The sequence below is a fragment of the Rickettsia slovaca 13-B genome (genome assembly GCF_000237845.1).
GTDB classification, from domain to species: domain Bacteria; phylum Pseudomonadota; class Alphaproteobacteria; order Rickettsiales; family Rickettsiaceae; genus Rickettsia; species Rickettsia rickettsii.
Map to the genome: position 1 here is coordinate 302728 of NC_016639.1, position 18524 is coordinate 321251.

The following is an 18524-nucleotide window of genomic DNA, read 5'->3' on the forward strand; positions in this document are numbered from 1 at the left end:
GACGAGGGAAATGAATTTTGAGACAAATAAATGAAAAAAAAATTATATGAAGGTTCAAGTAAAATTTTATATTCTGCCGAAGAAGATTTTTTACTTATAATGGCTTTTTCCGATAAGGCTATTTTAGAAACAGGTGAGATTGTTGATATATCAGGTAAAGGAGTACTTAATAATAATATTTCTTCCTTTCTAATGGATAAACTGGAAATGATCGGCATTGAAAATCATTTTATCGAAAAAATAAATATGAGGGAGCAATTAATTCAATATGTTGAGGTTTTTCCGATACAAGTAATAATATCATCAGTAGCGTGCAGTAGATTTGTAAAAGAATTCGGAATTGATGAAGGGTATGTATTTGATAAACCTATCATTGATTTTAAGGTCCGAAGTCGTGAATTTAAATATCCGATAGTTAATGAGTATCAAATATTAAATTTCGGCTGGTTAACTAGGGATGAAATTAAAGCGGTAAAAGAGCAGGCTTTGCGTATATATGATTTTCTAAGCGGCTTATTTATCGGTGTCGGGATTCGGCTTGTTGAGTGTAAATTAGAATTTGGGCGTGTGTTTAACGGTGAAGAATCTATCATTATGTTAACTGATGAAATTAGTCCGGATAATTGTAGATTATGGCATATTAACAGTAATGAAAAATTGGGATTTGAATTGCTTGAAAAAGAACCAAATAAGGTTTTTGAATCATATCAGCTAATAGCTGATCGTTTAAAAGAAAAATAAATATATTTTTTAAGCGATATATACTATTTGGGATTGTTTAAGGTTTTATTACAAAGTTCAGTTTTTCGTCATTGCGAGGAAAATTACGAAGTAATTGACGAAGCAATCTCAGGATATTTGACGAGATTGCCACGCAGCCTACTGCTGCTCGCAATGACGATTAGGTTTCTACGCAGGAACAACATTTCTGATTTTTAATAATTTTTTACAGTAAAAAAGATGAAAATACGATTTATTATAATAAGCTTTATAGCTCTAATCCTAGTAGGGTGGGGATATGTTGCCTATAAATTTGAACATCAAAGTAAAGAAAATATTATCTCTATTCTTGATAAATATGAAGAATATATAACTTATGATGCAATAAAAGTTAATAAATATGGATTTAGTGTTACTTTAAATAAAGTAATGTTAAAACCTATAGATTTTTATTTTGATGAAATAGTTATTAGACATATACCGTTTTTGAATATTACAAAAATTGATTCTTACGGAAATAATGTAAAAATTACTACCGCTCAAGATGAAAAAAATATTTTTTACTCACCTGATCATCATACAACAATTTGGTTTAGAAAATCTTTGTTTAATAGAGAGCCTGATTATTGGAAATTAAGCTTGAGTGACAATAAATCAACTCTTTATAGTTCTCTAGATGCAGAAAAATTAGCAGAGAGTGATATTAGTAATTCTGTAATTACTAATACTAAGACATCGGATAACCTTAATTTGTTAATTTTGGATGGAAAAAATACTGTTTCTTTTATTTCTGAAAATTACAGAAGAAATTTATATGATAAAATTTTTGAATTTTTGAGAGATCAAATAGCTAATGACTCTGATACTGCTTTCTTTGAGTATGGTTTGACAAAGTTAGATATATTGAATTTACCTATTTCTTACAATTCCAAATTAAAACTAAAATATAGTGATGAGTTAGTAGCTCTTGGGAAATTATTAATTCAAAATTTTTCTCTAGATCAAAGGCAAGATGAGAATATGCATGCTGTTATTTTTATGCAGATGTTAGGAGAATTAGTAAAAGGTAAGCCGTTTTTATTTGCTTGTGATATTGAAAGAAAAGGAAAAGTAGAAAGTAATTTATATAAATTAAATATAGAAAAAGATAAAATTTTTGATTTTGCTTTAAATATTAAATCTACTATAGAACCTTCTGAAACATACCAAAAAATGGCAGCTGAAGCTTTAGGAAGCTACTTTAGTAATGGTTTAAACAAAAGAGCTGAGTTAGATAAAATTTTTAAACTAACTAGCCCTATTACTCAAGAAGATGGGGAAAGAGTAATGGGTGTTTTTGCAAAAATAAATAATTCCGAATTTAATTTAAAAGGTGAGTTTGATCCTGAAGCAAAAAAATTATCCGGTAAAACTAATCTTGTAATGGATGATTTTAATTTTGCTATTGATATTGATATGCCTACTATAGATAATCCTCTGAATCTAGAAAGCGTAATAAAATTATCGGATCCGAGTGTGGTTATAAATAATTTTGTGCATTATACTAATAATGCTATTGTACCGGTGCTTAATAAAATAGAAGATTCTAAGGAATTTGCTTTAAATCTAGGAAAACAATCTTCAGTAATAAAGCAATACGGCTTTAGGGCAATAGAAGTTTTTAGTAAAAATTCTGAATTAAAAGACGGTGAATCTTTAGTAGTGGATGTAAAAAGTAAAGACGCCGGACTAACCTTTAACGATAAAGCTATTGATCAGATCCTTAGTGATGCAAGAGTATTAGAATTTATAAATGCCATGGCTATGATAGATCAAGAAAGCAAGTAGTCTAAGTGTCATTCCTGCTTTTGCAGGAATGACATAAGAGCTACGAGATAAGGTCTACAAGTAAAAAATTTGAAGAAAAAATAAGTTATAAAAGAATGATTAATATTTCCTTTCCCGATGGGAGTATAAAACAATTTGCAAAAAACATTACCGTCTATGAAGTAGCAAATGCAATTTCAATGTCACTTGCTAAAGCAGCAATGGTTGCTGAAATAAACGGTGAGCTTCAAGATTTAAGTATCGTAATTGACAATGATTGCAAGCTTCGTATTTTAACTGCGAAAGATCCTGAATGTCTCGAGATAATAAGGCACGATGCGGCACATTTAACAGCAGAAGCAGTAAAGGAACTATTCCCTGAAACTCAGGTAACGATTGGTCCTGCAATTGAAAACGGTTATTATTACGATTTTGCTCGTGATAAACCTTTTACCACTGATGATTTAGCCGTTATAGAAGCTAAAATGCAAGAACTTTCACAAAAGAACGAGCAAGTAACAAGAGAGCTATGGGATAGGGATAAAGCCGTAGAGTTTTTTAAATCGATAGGAGAGCATTATAAAGCCGAAATTATTGCTTCAATTCCGGCAGGTGAGCCAATTACTTTATACAGGCAAGGTAATTTTATTGATCTATGCCGAGGTCCGCATGCTCCTTCTACAGGGGTTGTTAAGCATTTTAAGTTGATGAAAGTTGCAGGAGCGTATTGGCGAGGTGATAGTCGTAATGAGATGTTGCAGCGTATATACGGCACTGCTTGGGCCACGAAGGAGCAGCTAGATAGTTACCTCTTGATGCTTGAAGAAGCCGAAAAGCGTGATCATAGAAAGCTTGGGCGTGAGCTTGATTTATTCCACTTCCAAGAAGAAGCTCAAGGAATGGTATTTTGGCATGATAAAGGCTGGAGTATATATAATACCATTGAGCAGTATATTAGGAAAAAGATTCGTAAAAACGGTTATACCGAAGTTAAGACTCCTGTTTTGGTCGATAAAAGCCTTTGGGAGGCTTCAGGACATTGGGAAAAGTTTCGTGATGATATGTTTGCGTTAGAAACAGACGACAAGACATTAGCTTTGAAGCCGATGAACTGCCCTTGCCACGTGCAGATTTTCAAACAAGGTATCAAGAGTTATCGTGATTTACCTCTTCGTATGTCGGAGTTTGGTTTGTGCCATCGTAATGAGGCATCCGGTGCATTGCACGGTTTAATGAGAGTGCGGAGTTTAGTGCAAGACGATGCACATATATTTTGTGCTGCGGAACAAATTACCGATGAAACGGTTAGTTTTTGTAAATTACTGACTGAAGTTTATAAGGATTTCGGCTTTACTGATATAAAGGTAAAATTCTCTGATCGTCCTGAAATCAGAGCAGGGAGCAATGAAGTTTGGGATAAGGCTGAGAATGCTTTAAAAGAAGCAGTAGAACAAGCAGGGTTTAATTATACACTAAACCCGGGCGAGGGGGCATTTTACGGTCCGAAGCTTGAGTTTGTATTAACCGATGCGATAGGGCGGCAATGGCAATGCGGTACGCTTCAGATGGATTTTGTTTTGCCGGAGCGGTTAGACGCTAGCTATGTTGCAGCAAGCGGAGAGAAAAAAAGACCCGTAATGCTACATAGAGCGATCCTTGGCTCACTTGAGCGTTTTATTGGTATATTGATCGAAGAATATGCAGGTAGGTTTCCGCTTTGGCTTGCACCAGTGCAGGTTGCTATTGCAACTATTACCAGCGATTTGAACGATTACGCTTTGGAAGTGCAGAAAGCTTTAATTGATAACGGGGTAAGAACGGATTTTAATATCTCACCTGATAAAATTAACTATAAGATTCGTGAGTTTTCTAATCAAAAAATACCGATGATTGCAGTAATTGGTAAACAAGAGCAAGAAAATAAACAAGTAGCGATTAGAAGGCTCGGAACTACTGACCAAGAAGTATTATCGGTTGAGCAGTTAATAGCTGTGGTTAAAGAAGAGAATGAGAAATATTTGTAGATTTTAAATCTAAAGGATGATATAAGATAATAATACGTATCATAGGGATATGATATCCTAATTAGGAAAAAATCCTAAGGAGATTATGTGAGAACTATTATTAATATAGCTGATTCGCAAATTAAAATTCTAGATAAAATATCCAAGAAAAAAATATCAAGAGATAAAATTATTGGGCAAGCTTTAACTAGTTACATTGCTAGTAATGATCACAATAATAAGGCATTTGAAAACGCTTTTGGACTCTGGAAAGATAAAAATCTAGATAGTGTAGAATATCAGGCTAAATTATGTAATGAGTGGAACGAATGAAAGCTACCTTTGATACTAATATATTAATAGATTATCTACAATAATGTCATTCCGTTGATCGCACATGGGTGACAACTTAAGGATCGATGTCATTCCCGCGAAGGCGGGAATCCAGGGTAAAGCGAGATAAATCGAGCTTTCCAAAAAAATCTTTTAGACCAAGATTTTTTTATAAATTTTACTTTTCAAATAAAGCTTTAAGGTACTGGATTCCCGCTTTTGCGGGAATGACATAAGAGTCATGCAACAAGGGCACGCAGGTATGATATGAAACGGGCCATGTAATAAGGCCGCTTTTATCTAAGAATAACATACATTTCTCAACTTATGAAAATCAAAACTTATCCTGTTGCTTTTTTATGGTCTGTTATAAAGCCGTATAAATATAATGAAAAGATTATATTTGCTCAAAGTTATAAACCGATAATATGGTTTGTAGCAGCACAAGCTATACTTGATGGTGCTTGGCGTGCTCATAACTTTGCACAACTTAAAGCAATGCCTCATATCTTTCAAGGCATGATGAATAAAATATGTAATCACTGTTTTAATTTGGCCGTATACTTATTTTCAAAATAACCTTTCCGGTTCTATCGTTGGAAGAGTACGGGGCATAGGTGATAATTATTATAAAATGCACCAAGCAATCGAGTATCAATTAAGCAAACCGTTATTAATTACCTTGCTTTCCGGTATTGCACTGGGTCTTACTAATATTAAAGTATTTGTTGTCATTAGTACCTTTATGGCTATTGACTTACCGCTTGCTTTACAGTTTTTTACTAAACTTGCTACAATGGAACAAGATAAGCAAGATTCTTGGTAGCTGATTGTATTATAAACATCTTTACTATTTTTTCGTTTGCAGCAAAGCAGCGAGAATTAAATAAAGTAAATGATTATTACCATAATGTACATAACCCTCTAACAAAAATATTACAAATATGATTTAATTATTTGTATAATACTCAGTTTAGTTATTGGGTATATAGGTGTATTTGTGTATGTAATTCATTTAACGTAATCTTGGTGAAATTAGTATCGGCGATATTGCTTTTATTATGTCCCTTACTTTTTTAGTTACTGAAAATTCGTGGCATGCCACTATGGAACTTAAAGACTTTTTAGAAGATATAGCAGCGTTTCGCTCCGCCTTTACAATCATGCAAATCCCACAAGATACTATAGATAAAAAATGCTGCTGCATTAAAAATCTTCAAAGGGGAGATTATATTTAAGGATATATCGTTTGCTTATAAAGAGGGGAGTAGTGTATTCCAGTCTCTTAATTTGTATATTAAAGCCGGTGAGAAAGTGGGTATTGTCGGGAATTCAGGTAGCGGTAAATCCACTTTAATTGCATTATTATTGAAAAATTTTAAGCCGGAATTTGCGATATTATAATCGATAACCAAAGCCTTTACGATACTTCCTTTGACAGCCTGTGGGAGCAGATATCATTAATTCCTCAAGATATTATGCTTTTTCATCGCTCAGTAGGTAAGAATATCGGATATGCAAAAGCTTTGCCTTGGGAAATAGAAAATGCCGCCAAAGCTGCAAATATCCATGAATTTATCGAAAGTTTACCGGAAAAATATAACACCATTGTCGGTGAGAGAGGAGTAAAGCTAAGTGGTGGACAGAGGCAACGTATAGCAATTGTCCGTGCTATTCTTAAAAACGCTCCGATTTTGGTTTTAGATGAAGCAACTTCAAGCCTTGATAGCCATACAGAGCAAGAAGTACAAAAATCTATTAATACCATGCTTGATATTGAGAATGTCACAATAATTGCTATAGCCCACAGATTATCTACTATCAAGCATATGGATAGAATTATTGTTATGGATAAAGGCAAGATCGTAGAAGACGGCACTTTTAAGGAACTCTGGGAGCATCAAGTTAACGGATTTGTTTAAACCGGCGTTATATTAAGAATATGTAAGGTATCTCTAGGCAACAAAAAGCTAACTATGAAGTTCATAACCTAATAAAAGGCATTTATTACATTTATAATCAAATATTTCAGGAAATGTTGTTTTGAATTGCCAATCTTTTTTACAAGATGGACAATTTGAATAATTAGAACGTGCATAGGAGTTTCCTGATACCGGTGCTGCTATAGGATAAAAAACTTTCTTTTTTAAACATTTTTGTATTCGCTTACTCATTTTTCTTCCTTTTATAGAAATATCACTATCTAATTCTGCTAATTGTTTTTCCATTAAAGGTGCTAATGTTTATAGCTTGAAAGCCATAAGCTGTAAGCCGCCGCATAATCATTTTGCCAAGAAGTAATTGTTCCTCCGAGATATCGGTCTTTATCATTTATTATATATAAAGGTAGATATCTCCCCTCATCTGTACGTAATATAAGTTGCTCTTCATAAGCTTTTGACCATGAAATAGGATATAAATAGAGAAATTTTGCATTTTCAATATTTTTTTCGATATCAATAGGTGTTTCACTAACATAGTCTGCTGTTATTTTATAACTAATTATTACGCCCAATTGCTCTAATTCATCTTTATCTTTCAATGCATGATAGCTTAAATGTGAAGCATGCAAAGCATCTTTATTAGGAATTACTGCATAAAAAACCAATTTATTTTTTGTAAGACTAAAAATTCTCCATTATTTAATATATTACCGTTTTGGTATAAAGAACCGATAAAACTACAAAGTAAATGCCAATAATAAGAATTGCTTACTTTTATTAAACGATATAGTAACAAGATATATATTAGACATTTAGCTAAGAATGCTGCCTTTTATAATCTAACTTAATTGGAGTTTATTCCTAAAAAATTACTATTTAGGAATAAACTCCTAAATAGTTATATTAGTATATGAGTAAAGGATAAAAAACATAATTGATTTTAAACATGCTTTAAAGAAAAGTATAAAATACTACTTTTCAAAGAAAAGAGTTATACCCCTAAGGCTTTTTTTCCTTTAGATTGTTCTTGTTCAACTGTTTGAGTATGAGACTTAACTTGAGGAATTGCAAGATCGACTACATGTTCATATCTAACGCCATTTTCAAATAAAACTTGACCGCATTTATTCACTTGAATAACATCTTCTTGAGAGAATTTATTTAAAATAACTTCCGTGATGTTATAAAGGAATTTCCAAGATAGTTCTATTCTTTCTTGTAATGTCAGCTTTTTATTTTCTGGTTTTTGACTATTAAGGGCCACATTTGGCGAATCATCAATATTACCTCCTTCAGCAGGTAATATATTTTTTTTACGTGCTGCTATTTTCTTATACATTAAAAATATTAATAATAATGCTAATAAGCAACCTATGGCAATTAAAATATGAGTATTAGAATTAGACACTATTTTGCTCTTCCTTGTTGTTGAGTTAAGTTGTGTGTTTTAGAAAGTATAGTAACCACTGCTTTACCTATATTAACTAAGTTAGCTATATCAGGAGTTAGCTTTGCAATTGCTAAGACCGGAGGCGGTAATAAGTTAGTTTTTATTGTGAGACTTATAACATTTCCGAGTTCTTGACTTCCTGGTATTACTCCTACTATTTTTTTATGTCGCTTGCAATTTTCGTAGCTTTTTCTGCTGCTTTACATAAGGATTCTATCTTTTCGCTACAAGAAGCTTCCGGATGTAATACTTTTAATAATTCTGTTTTAGCTTCATTTAGATTACCAGAAATAGTATTCTTTACAGAGTTTAATTTGTCAATATTTGTATCTTGTGGAATTGCACTTTCAATATTACTTTTTAGTTCTGTTATTTTTTCTTCTACTTCATCTTTGCTTTTTGGTATAGCTTTAGTAGCTTTTACAATATTCTCTAGTGAAGCTTGGTTATTAGGGTTTTTATTTGCTATTTCAATAATTTTTCGAGTCGGTTCTTTTGATATTTCTGAAATTGTAGCAACTTTTTTGGCTTTTTCATGTTTTCAAGCTTCTCATGAGATTTAGCTTCTTCCCTTATTTCTTTTATATCAAATTATGCAATTTTGTTATTTTTGGCAATAATTTTTTCAGAGTCAATAAGATTATTTACTTTTTCAAGTATTCCTCTTGTTTGTATAAATATTCCAAGCATCGGTATTTGAGTCGATATAATCCCGACTAATATATTGTCTAATGATTCTATAATTTTTTTAGAAGCTCCAGGATAGAGTTTATCTCATTCTTGCTGAAATAAAATGTGTTCTAAAACATTATAAAATAAGATCTTCTAAATCTTTTACATTCATTTTCGAAGATTTGGTAAAACCTTTTAATTTTATTAAAAATCTTTGTTATTCTTTATTTAATCCGCTGAAACTAGAAAAATCAATTATAGACATAAAATTTTATTTTGTTATCAAATATTAATTAATCCTAAAGCTTTATAACCGTAAAATAAAATGTAAAATAGTTATCATTGCCCTTGAGATTAATTTTTGTTATATTACGTGCTAACATTGCTACAATAGATTTATATTGTTTTATTAGGATATAGGTATATTCTTGAAAGATTAAACTAATCTAACTAACATATTATCAATGATTCAAGAAATTTATGCGTAAATTAATTACATTTATTGTTACATTATTACTAACTAGTTCGGTTGCAGCAGTTGATTTGCAGGGAGCTTTAACTGAAGGATATAAGAATAATGAGGAGCTGAAAGCTGCTAGAATTAAGTTTTTAGACTCGATTGAGCAGTTTCCGCGAGCTTTTTCGGGGTTTATGCCTAGTGCCGGATTACAGATTAATAGACAACATAATAATACTAAATATAATAAAAAATATGCTGATAGGCTTGGTCTTACTCCAAGGGAAACAGATAGTGATCAAGGTGCATTAACAATTCAACAGTCTCTATTTAATGGTGGTTCTAGCGTTGCGGCTCTTAAAGCTGCTCAAGCAGGATTTAGAGCTGCACGGGGTGCATATTATGCCGGTGAACAAAAAATATTATTAAATTTAATAACTGCGTATCTTGATTGTTTTGAGAGCAAAGCGAAATATGATATTTCCGAAAGTAGAGTTCGCACTAACATACAACAAGTTAACACCGTTGAGGAAAAATTAAGACTTGGAGAAGCAACGGAAGTAGATATAGCAACCGCAAGAGCGGGGCTTGCAGCAGCAGAAACGAATAAACTAGCTGCTTATGCCGATTTTCAAGGAAAAAAAGCAAATTTTATTAGAGTATTTGGAATAGAGCCGACTAATATAACTATGCCTGAGTTACCTAAAATGTTACCTGCTTCATTAGATGAGTTAACTGGAAGAGCTGCTAAACTCAATCCTGATATTGATTCGGCAAGGCATAATGTAACTGCGGCTAAAGCTTTAGAAATGGCAGAAAAAGGGAAATTATTACCGCAAGTAAGTGTGCAACTGCAATCCGGTAGAACATACTACAATCCACAAGGTGATATAAATGCTATAAATAATAGAAGCTATACTACTACTCTTTCGGTAAATATCCCTATTTATCCTGAGGGAGGAGCTCAATATTCAAGAATCAGATCGGCTAAAAATCAAACAAGAAATAGTGCAGTTCAGCTTGATAATGTGATAAAGCAGACCCAAGCAGGGGTTGTAAGCGTGTGGGAGGGATTTGAAGCAGCAAAATCTCGTATTGTTGCCGCTAATCAAGGAGTGGATGCTGCTCAAATATCATATGACGGTACTGTGCAAGAGGAAATAGTCGGATCTAAAACAATATTAGATGTTTTAACTGCCGAAGAAAAATTATATGAAGCAAAAATAACTCGTGTGGATGCGTATAAATCTTCAGTACTTGCGGCATATCAAATGAAATTGTTAACCGGCGAGCTAACGGCTCAAAGTTTAAAACTTAAAGTAAAATATTTTAGTCCTGAAGAAGAGTTTAAGACTATTAAAAAGAAAATGTTTATAGGTTTCTAACGTGAGTAAGGACAATAAAAAGAACCAAGATATGTCGATAGAAGACATATTAAAATCGATTAAAGGAGTAATAAACGAGCGTAAAAATCCTATTCATGCAAATGATAGCGAAGATGAAGATGTATTAGAGCTAACGGAAATAGTAAATCAAGATGAAGAAGAAAAGTTAATATCAACTAAATCTGCTGAAGAGGTAGGTGATATTTTTAAAAATTTTACCGATACTATTAAAGATAAAAAGCTGGATAATAATATCTCATCTAAAAATGCACTTGAAGAATTAGTTATTGAGATGTTAAAACCAGAACTTAAAGCTTGGCTTGATAAAAATCTACCTGTACTTGTTAAAGAGTTAGTAGAGATTGAGATAAAGAAATTGGTGCAGAATAGTAAGAGGTAGGGCAGTGAATGTCATTGCTAGCTAAAAGCGGGGGAGGTGTATGGCTTGTTTATGTCATTCCCGCGGACGCGGGAATCCAGCAATTAAAAGGTATATACACAGTAAGTTTTAATATTAAAAGCTCGATTTATCTCGCTTTACCCTGGATTCCTGCTTTCGCAGGAATGACATCGAACAACCTCCTGCTATCAAATAAATTATTTAATAAGGAATTATATGTTAAATAAATTATGTAAGATATTATTTTTTATAAATCTATTATTAGTGATAGTTCAAAGTTATGCTTCACCTCCGCCCTTACCGCCATCATTACCGGCTGCCGAAGTAGATACTAAATATAAGGATGTTCGCTCTAGTGCCGATATTTCTTTTTTTGATAAATTTAAGCAATTTTTTAGTAAACCAAAAAAGAAAGATATACCCCCTAAACAAGCAAGTGAACAAACTAAAGCAGCCCATCAAGAAGAACCAAAGCTAGCTTCCCAAGAGCCTAATGACAATGAACAAGCTGAGCCGTTTATAGATGTCGGTAATACAGCATTGCCTAGTGCTACAAGTGATAACGTTCATACAAATCCCAGTCATGAAAGTAGTGTAAATTTAGCTTCTCATGACATTCAGGAATCTAATGAAGCCGAGGCATCTGAACCTTTTATAGATATTGGTAGTGCAACGTTACCTAGTGTTACAAGTAATGAAATGCATGAAGCACAAGTTGCTTCTAATGAGCATAATGATACAAATTTAGCTTCTAATATTATAATTCCTAACGTACCGAGACCGATAGTATCTATGCCTCCGGCTCAAGCAGGAAGTTATGTAGTGCCTCCGCAGCGACCGGTGCAAATATATAAACCAACCAATTTGCCGCCTGTGCATAAGCCTATTCCGCTTAATCCCCCTCCTGATGCTAATAAAGAGGAAGAAAGCGTAGCACCGATAGCACCACCGCCCTCTATAACTAATATACCTGCTGTTTCTCCGCCTGTGGTTAGCCCGCCGGTAACCCAAGATAATACATCAAGTACTATGCCGACAACAGTACCTCCGGCAGTACCTAGTAATAATGTACCTGCACCTTCGGTAATGCCTACAAATCAACCTTCTACACAGCCTATAACACCGACTAGCCCAAATACACCCGTTACTACTCCGTCTAAAGTAATTCCTACAACCGATTCTTCAGCAGAACTCAATAACTCGCAAGAGACATTTGTAGCTGTTTCAGATGTCCCAAAAAAACAAGATTGGAATACGCCGCTTATACCCGTTGTTGTAGTGAAGCTGAATCAACTTCAGCCTTTACAAATTAATAATAATCAAACTACAAATAATCAAGAGAAATCACCTCCGGTAAGCTCTCCAAATGTCACGATTCAAAAACAAGATAATAACGTAAATAATGAAACATCGGAGTTGGTAACAAAATTTGTTAAAGATGAAACACAAATGTTACTTTTACCTGATGATGATATAGTTCTTGGTAAACTAACAGAGCAGGCGACTTTAGAGCAGATGGATATGTATGCATATATAGAGCTGTTCCAAAAGAAAGCAGAATGGATAGCAAGTGCCGAAAGAAGAAAAGTTGTAGAGAGTTTTATTAAATATGGTAATGATATAAATAAAAAGAAAGATATTTATGCCAATCTATCTTATTGTAGTGCAGTAGAGAATGCTTTTAGAGCAGTGGATAGAAACAATCTTTTTGGGTTGCGTGCGTTACTTGACGTTTATCCTATATTGCAAGAAAAAGGTAGAAGCGGTGAGACATTACTAACTGCTGCTATTTATAACGATAATTACTATTTAGCAAAATTTTTGGTCATACGAGGTATTAAAATTTCTACTCTAAATGATGAGTGCCAATATCCATTAGATATTGCATTAGCTCAAGGAAACGCTAACATAGCTTGTATGTTAATCAAAGCTAAGGGATATTGATAAGATTATTTTTATCGTCATTGCAAGCGACTGTAAGGAGCGTGGCAATCTCATAAAATAGTATAAAATCCTGAGATTGCTTCGTCAAAACTTACAGTTTTGCCTCGCAATTACGTAGAATTTTCAAACAATTTCTTTAAAGCTTAATTGCTTTTCTATGTTAAATAGTTTAATTTAGGAGAGAAAATAATTAATTAAATCTCTAATATATGAGCGATTTATTCAGCTTTAACAAAGAAAAGAAAAATAAGCTAGTCGATAATAACTATAGTGCAAAAGATATTGAAGTATTAGAGGGGCTTGAGCCTGTTCGTAAAAGACCGGGGATGTATATCGGGGGTACTGATTCAAATGCTATGCATCATTTAGTATCTGAGGTGCTGGATAATGCTATGGATGAAGCAGTCGCCGGCTTTGCAAGTATCATCACGATAACAATGCATCATGATCATAGTATTACTATATTTGATAATGGTCGCGGTATCCCTATTGATAATCATCCTAAATTTCCTGACAAATCAGCTTTAGAAGTAATTTTAACTACTCTTCATTCAGGAGGTAAATTCTCAAATAATGTTTATCATACTGCAGGCGGATTGCATGGTGTTGGAATATCGGTAGTAAATGCTTTATCTAAACATTTAGAAATAAAGGTTTATAAACAAGGTAAATTATATAGCCAAAGTTATTCTAAAGGAGAAAAATTAACTGATTTAATATGTGAAGAAGCATCTAAAAGGCTAAGAGGTACATCAATAAATTTCACTCCCGATCCGGAAATTTTTAGTGAAAAATTACATTTTAATCCTAAAAAGATTTATGAGCTTGCAAGGTCAAAAGCTTATTTATATCGCGGTGTTACTATAGAATGGGCATGCGAAGTAGAAGTACAGTCAAATATACCTAAAAAGGCATTAATAAGTTTCCCGAACGGTTTAAAAGATTATTTAAGTTCAAAAATAACTTTAGATAATTTAGTTATTCCGGGAATTTTTGCAGGTAATATAGAGTCTACGCCGGACAGGATAAAACTTGAATGGGCGATTTGTTGGCAAAATAACGATAGCTCGGCATTTGTTCAATCATATTGTAATACTGTTCCGACTCCTCAAGGAGGAACACATGAGCAAGGACTTAAGTCGGCTATTTTACGTGGGCTTAAAGCATATGGTGAAATGATAGGGAATAAAAAAGCTGCTAATCTAACTATTGAGGATATTTTAGAAACCGCAAGTGTCGTACTTTCTATTTTTATAGCTGAGCCGTCTTTTCAAGGACAAACTAAGGAAAAATTAGTATCAAACGGTGTAAGTAAACCGGTCGAGAATATAATAAAAGATCATTTTGACCATTTTCTTAGTAGCGATAAAGCTTTAGCTACTAATTTACTTGAGCATGTAATTAGCATTGCTGAGTTTAGAATCAGTAAGAAAAACGAAAAAAATATTTCCCGTAAAAATGCCACTCAAAAATTACGTTTACCCGGTAAACTTGCCGATTGCACACGCACTTCACCTGAAGGGACGGAATTATTTATTGTAGAAGGTGATTCGGCAGGAGGCTCTGCAAAACAAGCACGTAATAGAGAAACGCAAGCAGTATTACCGCTATGGGGTAAAGTTCTAAATGTTGCGAGTTCTACGCTTGAGAAAATCGTTAATAATCAAGCAATACAAGATTTAGAAATAGCTCTTGCCTGCGGTAGTTTAAAGAATTATAAAAAAGAAAATCTGCGTTACGAAAAAATAATTATTATGACTGATGCAGATGTTGACGGTGCTCATATAGCTTCGCTATTAATGACTTTCTTTTTTTTACGAATGCCAAAATTGGTAGAAGAGGGGCATTTATATCTAGCTAAGCCTCCGCTTTATCGTTTAACGCAGTCTAATAAAACTTATTATGCAGGCGATGAAGAGGAAAAAGCTAAGTTAACGGATAAATTATTAAAAGCTAGTAAAGCTAAAATTGAAGTAGGTAGGTTTAAAGGTCTCGGTGAAATGATGCCTGCACAATTAAAGGAAACTACTATGCATCCGGAAAAAAGATCGCTTTTAAAGGTAACTTTAGAAGATTTTCAAAATGTTGATAAAATAGTAGATGATTTAATGGGTAAAAAGCCGGAAAAAAGATTTCAATTTATTTATGAACAGGCTTTAGTTAAAATGGATAAAATTATTAGTGAGCTGGATATTTAATCGTTATTGCGAGGAGCCGTAGGCGACGCGGCAATCTCGTCAAATATCCTAAGATTGCTTCGTCAAATTACTTCGTAATTTTCCTCGCAATGACGCTTTGCTTAAAAAACACACATATTTGGAGTATTATGTTATTACGTTTAATTATAACACTATTTTTTATTATAAATTCTATTTGTGCATTTGCAGAAGGAGAAAAAGAAACTGAAAATAAAATATCAAATCAGGAAGCTTATAAGCAATTTCAAGACGTATTTGAACGTATCGAAAAGGCTTATGTACAGGTACCCGATAGGCAAAAAATGATAGATGAAGCAATTAACGGTATGTTAAATTCACTTGATCCCCATTCAAGCTATTATACCGATGAGGATTTAGAAGATATTTTTACTTTTACAAAAGGTGAATTCGGCGGAATCGGTGTTGAAATAATGTATGATAGCGGAGCAATTAAGATAATATCGCCTATTGACGATTTGCCGGCTTTCAAAGCAGGGCTTAAAGGTGGGGATTATATAGTAGGCGTGAATGACGAGTTAGTCTCTACGCTTGGTCCTAATAAAGCTATAAAAGAGATGCGTGGTACGCCTGGTACTAAGGTTAAATTGTTGATAATTAAGGAAGAAGAGGCAAAACCGCAAGAGCTAGAGCTTACCCGCGAAATAGTAAAAATCAAGCCGATAAAAGCACATTTAGAAAAAAATAATATTGCATATATACGTATAACTACTTTTAATGAGTCAACAATTTCTGACCTGAAGGCAGCAGTAAAGAAGTTAAAAACTGAGAGTAAAGATGACCTTAAAGGTATAATTCTAGATTTACGTAATAATGCTGGAGGTATACTCGATCAAGCTATTGCTGTTAGTGATTATTTTATTGATTTCGGTGTAATTGTAACAACAAAAGGTAGAACTACATCAAGTAATAGCGAAATTAAAGCAAATGAGTTTTCGTTAAAAGCTCCCAAAGTACCTATGATAGTTTTAATAAACGGTAATTCTGCCTCTGCCTCGGAAATAGTTGCCGGAGCTTTGCAAGATCATAAAAGAGCAATAATACTTGGCACTAAGTCTTTCGGTAAAGGATCAGTTCAGGCTTTAACGCAAATCAATTCTAGGGCTGCCGTAAAACTGACTATATCTAAATATTACACCCCAAGCGGTCGTTCTATTCAAGCAGAAGGAATAGAGCCTGATATTTTAATTGAGCCGGCGAAAGTTGAGTATCCAGAAGTGAAAAAAATAGATAAGCGTTTTTCTGAGAGTTCTTTAAAAAATTATTTGAAGAATGATAATGAAAAAAACAAAGATAATTCATCTAAAAACAAAGATAGCCAAAAAGAAACAAAAGCCAAAAATAATAAACAAGAAGAGAATGAATTATCGGAATTATACAAAAAAGATTATCAATTTGCTCGTGCTTATGATGTAATTACAGGGTTGATTATTAATAAGAAGTTGGAAACAAAAGAGAGAGTTAAACAAGAAGATAAGTAGAGAGGATAATATCATTCTCGGTTTTGCTGCATGGATAGATTCTTCGTCATAAGCTACGGAAAAACTGTAAGTTTTGTACGTACGCGATCTCAGGAACCCTGGTTTATGAGATTGCCACGCTCCTTTTAGTCACTCGCAATGACGATTTGGTATGCGAGCAAGCCTTCCGCAGGGATGAAAATAACTACTAGGTCTTATAATGAACCATAATAAGTATATAGTAAGATTGTCATTCATTATATTGTTTCTTAATATTGTCATAAATATGATGTTTTATCGTTATTTTATGATAAAAGAAATGATAGTAAAACAAGTGGCTTTGGAACATACTAAAATTGTAGAACTTTACACTGATAATATTTGGAATACTCATCAGAACGTAATCAGTAAATTACACAAATTCGATTATTTAAAACTATTACAAGATCAAGATTTTATTAATTTTGCAAAGATTACCGCTCAATGGTTCACCAATCTTAATATTAATATTTCTCTCTACGATCTCAAAGGTAATAAATTCATCACTAGTAATATGTTACATATGTATAGTGTAGACAATTATAAAGATGATAGTTTGGTTGAGATAGTTACCGCAAAAATCGATAAATTTTTTTTAAAATCCTTTACTTCAAAAGCTCCGCTTCGAGATGCTTTTGAAGGTATTACAAGTCATATATTATTACCAAGGGTAGTAATAGAAAATGAAAGTGATTTAACAGTGGAAGAGGCTTCTTTTGTTACTAGCTATATCCCTGTTATAAATAATAATTTAGATTTTCCCGTAGATGCAGTATTTGAGATTAACACTAATATTACCAGCCAGTGGCAAAATATAACCTCTCTTGAGCAAAAGGTTTTTATAACTTTTATCATTATTTTTATAATATTCTGCACTATAATTATTAGTAATACTAACTATGCTAGACAAATCATTGAGGAGCAGCTTGAAACAAATAGAAATTTAAAAGCTCAAATAGTAAAAGTAGAAAAAACCAGCTCTTCAAATACAAAGTTTTTTGCTAATATTAGTCATGAATTGCGTACACCGCTTAATGCTATAATAGGCTTTTCGGAAATTCTTATGTCAGAAAGAGATGCAGAAAAAAGTAAAAATTATATTAAAGATATAAATGATGCCGGTAAGCATTTGCTTAGTATGATTAATGATATTTTAGATCTTTCTAAAGCTTCTGCCGATAAATTAAAAGTAGATAGTATAGATCTTGATTTAAATAAATTAATTCGTTCTTCGCTGATACTTGTTAAGACTCGTGCCGATCAAGCCGAAGTGGATTTAATTAGTAGATTACCGAAAGAGCATGTGGTTATAAAGGCTGATCCAAAAAGGCTAAAACAAGTATTCTTAAATCTTTTATCAAATGCCGTGAAATTTACAAATTCCGGAGGAAGTGTTACTATTGCACTTGAAAAAGATGAGTTAGCAAAATTAGTATATATAAAAGTTATAGATACCGGTATCGGTATTGAGGAAAAAGATATCCCAAAAACTTTATCGGCGTTCGGTCAAATTGATAGTGAGCTTAGTAGAAAATATGAAGGTACCGGTCTTGGGTTGCCGCTTACTAAAAAGCTGGTTGAACTTATGAACGGTAAATTTGATTTGCAAAGTAAGATAAATGAAGGTACCACCATAACAATAACGTTTACATATGACTGTAGTATTGAAATATAAAAAATTGTGTGGAATATTAAA

The 18524-nt window shown here is 33.0% G+C and carries 18 protein-coding genes and 1 pseudogene; 15 read left to right on the forward strand and 4 right to left on the reverse strand.

Annotated features, from left to right (window positions below; translation table 11 throughout):
- The first annotated feature begins 30 nt into the window (after window positions 1–30).
- From RSL_RS01535 to RSL_RS01570, 8 genes are all read left to right on the forward strand, one after another.
- Window positions 31–741 (forward strand): phosphoribosylaminoimidazolesuccinocarboxamide synthase, encoded by a 711-nt coding sequence (locus RSL_RS01535; protein WP_004996420.1) that lies wholly within the window; start codon window positions 31–33, stop codon window positions 739–741.
- A 219-nt stretch (window positions 742–960) separates the two neighbouring features.
- On the forward strand, window positions 961–2547 hold the full coding sequence (locus tag RSL_RS01540; protein ID WP_014273260.1) for a hypothetical protein: 1587 nt from the start codon (window positions 961–963) through the stop codon (window positions 2545–2547).
- Between the two features lie 95 nt (window positions 2548–2642).
- Window positions 2643–4550 carry a threonine--tRNA ligase gene (gene thrS, locus RSL_RS01545; protein WP_014273261.1) on the forward strand — a complete coding sequence of 636 codons (1908 nt, stop codon included), beginning with the start codon at window positions 2643–2645 and terminating at the stop codon, window positions 4548–4550.
- Window positions 4551–4637: 87 nt separating this feature from the next.
- Entirely contained in the window at window positions 4638–4862 is a 225-nt protein-coding gene (locus tag RSL_RS01550; protein WP_014273262.1) for a hypothetical protein, read from the forward strand.
- Window positions 4863–5189: 327 nt separating this feature from the next.
- A complete protein-coding gene (locus RSL_RS09770; protein WP_231287734.1) occupies window positions 5190–5441 on the forward strand; it encodes a hypothetical protein in 252 nt (83 codons plus the stop codon).
- Between the two features lie 55 nt (window positions 5442–5496).
- On the forward strand, window positions 5497–5688 hold the full coding sequence (locus tag RSL_RS09775) for a hypothetical protein (protein WP_041472141.1): 192 nt from the start codon (window positions 5497–5499) through the stop codon (window positions 5686–5688).
- Window positions 5689–6152: 464 nt separating this feature from the next.
- Window positions 6153–6266 (forward strand): ATP-binding cassette domain-containing protein, encoded by a 114-nt coding sequence (locus RSL_RS10405; RefSeq protein ID WP_014419734.1) that lies wholly within the window; start codon window positions 6153–6155, stop codon window positions 6264–6266.
- Between the two features lie 50 nt (window positions 6267–6316).
- On the forward strand, window positions 6317–6784 hold the full coding sequence (locus RSL_RS01570) for an ATP-binding cassette domain-containing protein (protein WP_267878485.1): 468 nt from the start codon (window positions 6317–6319) through the stop codon (window positions 6782–6784).
- A 48-nt stretch (window positions 6785–6832) separates the two neighbouring features.
- On the opposite strand, the gene RSL_RS10410 is transcribed toward RSL_RS01570, so the two are convergent.
- From RSL_RS10410 to RSL_RS10600, 4 genes and pseudogenes are all read right to left on the reverse strand, one after another.
- On the reverse strand, window positions 6833–7090 hold the full coding sequence (locus RSL_RS10410; protein WP_016830667.1) for a DUF8594 domain-containing protein: 258 nt from the start codon (window positions 7088–7090) through the stop codon (window positions 6833–6835).
- An 8-nt stretch (window positions 7091–7098) separates the two neighbouring features.
- Entirely contained in the window at window positions 7099–7404 is a 306-nt protein-coding gene (locus tag RSL_RS10415) for a hypothetical protein (protein ID WP_193384668.1), read from the reverse strand.
- A gap of 392 nt (window positions 7405–7796) precedes the next feature.
- Window positions 7797–8213 (reverse strand): DUF2660 domain-containing protein, encoded by a 417-nt coding sequence (locus RSL_RS01585; protein WP_014273263.1) that lies wholly within the window; start codon window positions 8211–8213, stop codon window positions 7797–7799.
- Window positions 8213–9132 (reverse strand): annotated as a pseudogene (locus RSL_RS10600) (hypothetical protein). Before RSL_RS10600 ends, RSL_RS01585 begins: the two are co-directional and overlap by 1 nt.
- A 275-nt stretch (window positions 9133–9407) precedes the next feature.
- Between RSL_RS10600 and RSL_RS01595 the strand changes: the two are divergent.
- From RSL_RS01595 to RSL_RS01625, 7 genes are all read left to right on the forward strand, one after another.
- Window positions 9408–10769, forward strand: coding sequence for a TolC family protein (locus RSL_RS01595; protein ID WP_014273264.1), 1362 nt, complete (start codon window positions 9408–9410; stop codon window positions 10767–10769).
- A 1-nt stretch (window position 10770) separates the two neighbouring features.
- On the forward strand, window positions 10771–11169 hold the full coding sequence (locus RSL_RS01600; protein WP_014419737.1) for a DUF2497 domain-containing protein: 399 nt from the start codon (window positions 10771–10773) through the stop codon (window positions 11167–11169).
- Window positions 11170–11177: 8 nt separating this feature from the next.
- Window positions 11178–11396 carry a hypothetical protein gene (locus tag RSL_RS09785; protein ID WP_014419738.1) on the forward strand — a complete coding sequence of 73 codons (219 nt, stop codon included), beginning with the start codon at window positions 11178–11180 and terminating at the stop codon, window positions 11394–11396.
- A complete protein-coding gene (locus tag RSL_RS01610; protein WP_014273266.1) occupies window positions 11386–13113 on the forward strand; it encodes an ankyrin repeat domain-containing protein in 1728 nt (575 codons plus the stop codon). Before RSL_RS09785 ends, RSL_RS01610 begins: the two co-directional genes overlap by 11 nt.
- 209 nt (window positions 13114–13322) lie before the next feature.
- The gene (gene parE, locus RSL_RS01615) at window positions 13323–15311 is read left to right on the forward strand and encodes a DNA topoisomerase IV subunit B (RefSeq protein ID WP_014273267.1); all 1989 of its coding nucleotides are present in this window, start codon (window positions 13323–13325) and stop codon (window positions 15309–15311) included.
- Window positions 15312–15439: 128 nt separating this feature from the next.
- The gene (locus RSL_RS01620; RefSeq protein ID WP_014273268.1) at window positions 15440–16810 is read left to right on the forward strand and encodes a S41 family peptidase; all 1371 of its coding nucleotides are present in this window, start codon (window positions 15440–15442) and stop codon (window positions 16808–16810) included.
- A gap of 199 nt (window positions 16811–17009) precedes the next feature.
- Entirely contained in the window at window positions 17010–18503 is a 1494-nt protein-coding gene (locus RSL_RS01625; protein ID WP_014419739.1) for a sensor histidine kinase, read from the forward strand.
- Window positions 18504–18524: the final 21 nt, after the last annotated feature.